This window comes from Streptomyces endocoffeicus (assembly GCF_016741935.1).
Lineage (GTDB): Bacteria > Actinomycetota > Actinomycetes > Streptomycetales > Streptomycetaceae > Streptomyces > Streptomyces endocoffeicus.
Genome location: NZ_JAERRG010000133.1, coordinates 1 through 1,657, shown reverse-complemented (window position 1 = coordinate 1,657; position 1,657 = coordinate 1). Strand labels below are relative to the sequence as shown.

1 protein-coding gene is annotated in these 1,657 nt (G+C 67.1%); it reads left to right on the top strand.

Features of this window, described 5'->3' with window-relative positions; genetic code table 11:
* Nucleotides 1-68: 68 nt before the first annotated feature.
* A complete protein-coding gene (locus tag JK364_RS54200; protein ID WP_307841726.1) occupies nucleotides 69-1,652 on the top strand; it encodes an IS4 family transposase in 1,584 nt (527 codons plus the stop codon).
* The last annotated feature ends 5 nt before the right edge of the window (nucleotides 1,653-1,657 follow it).

Below are 1,657 nucleotides of genomic sequence, written 5' to 3'. Positions count from 1 at the left end.
AAGGAGCTCCGTTGCCCCGTCATTGTTTCCTGCCGTCTGCGCTGACGACTATCACCCGTACGGTCACTGTGGCCGCAGGCCGGTTCGCTCCCGGGCATCTGGGCGAGTTGACTGCCGTCGTGCCGTTCGAGCTGGTGGATGCGGTCCTTGCAGAGACAAGGACGGTGCAGCAGCGGCTGCGTGATCTCCCGTCGCGGGTCGGGGTCTACTTCCTGCTGGCGATGTGTCTGTTCCCCGAGGTCGGCTATCGGCTTGTCTGGAACAAGCTGACCGCGGGTCTGTCCGGGATGCCGGTGGTCTGTCCGTCGGCGAAAGCGTTGCGTGACCTGCGCCGGCGGATCGGCAGCGCGCCGGTGCGGGCGTTGTTCGAGGTGCTGGCCGGGTTGCTGGCCCGGCCGGCGACGCCAGGAGTGTGTTTCGGTTCGTACCGGATGGTGTCGTTCGACGGCTGCAGTTCGCTGAGGGTTCCCGATTCCGAGCGGAACCGGGCCTGGCTGGGCAGGACTTCGCATCATGGCTATCCGACGCTGGAATTGATGACTTTGATCGAGACCGGCACTCGGTCCCTGGTCGGCGCGGTGTTCGGCCCCACCGCCGAGGGTGAGACGAGTTACGCCGGCCGGCTGCTGCATCTGCTGCGGCCGGACATGTTGGTGCTGTGGGACAAGGGATTCGACAGCAATGGGTTCCTCGCGGCGGTCACGGACACCGGCGCCCAGGTCCTGGGCCGGCTCCGCAGCAACCGGCGCACGCCGGTCCTTGCCCGCCTCGTCGATGGCTCCTACCTGTCGGCGATCGGTACCGTGAAAGTGCGGATCATCGACGCACAAATCGCCGTGACCTGTGCGGACGGCACATCCTTCACCGGGTCCTACCGACTCGTCACGACCTTGACCGACGCCCGCCGTCATCCCGCCAGTATGCTGGTGGGCCTCTATCACCAGCGGTGGGAACACGAATCGGCGTACTACGCGCTCCGCCACACGATCATGAACGGCCGCAACCTGCGCTCGGGCGACCCGGCAGGCATCGAGCAGGAGATGTGGTCCCTGCTCACGCTTTACCAGGTCCTGCGCACTGTGATGGTCGACGCCGCCGAATCGCTCCCCGGCACAGACCCGGACCGCTGCTGCTTCACCGTCGCCCTGCAGACTGCCCGTGACCAGGTCATCCGGGCCGCCGCCGTCATTACCGACCCCGCCGACGCAGGTCGCCTCAGGCTGATCGGGCACCGGGTCCTGACCCGACTCCTCCCGCCCCGGCGTCGGCGGGTCAGCACCCGCAAGGTCAAGTCACCGATGTCCCGCTACAGCACCCGCCACGAGGACGGCAGGCCCGACACCAGCCGCACCATCACCGGTCTCGACATCACCGTCCTCGAGCCTCCGCAATCCCGCCCCCAGCTCCCCGTCGTCTCCCGAGACGACCGGAACACCGCTCTTCCCGAGCGCCGCCGTCACCGGATCCTGGCCTTGCTGGAGAAAGAGCCCAGCCGACTCTGGCGCCCCCGTGACATCGCCGCCCATTTCGGCGACATCACCATGGAGACCATGTATCGACAGCTCTCCAGATGGGCCGAGACCGGCCTCATCCACAAACTCGGCCCCGGCCTCTATGCCGCCACGGCATGGACCCCAAACCACCTTGCATGACCTGC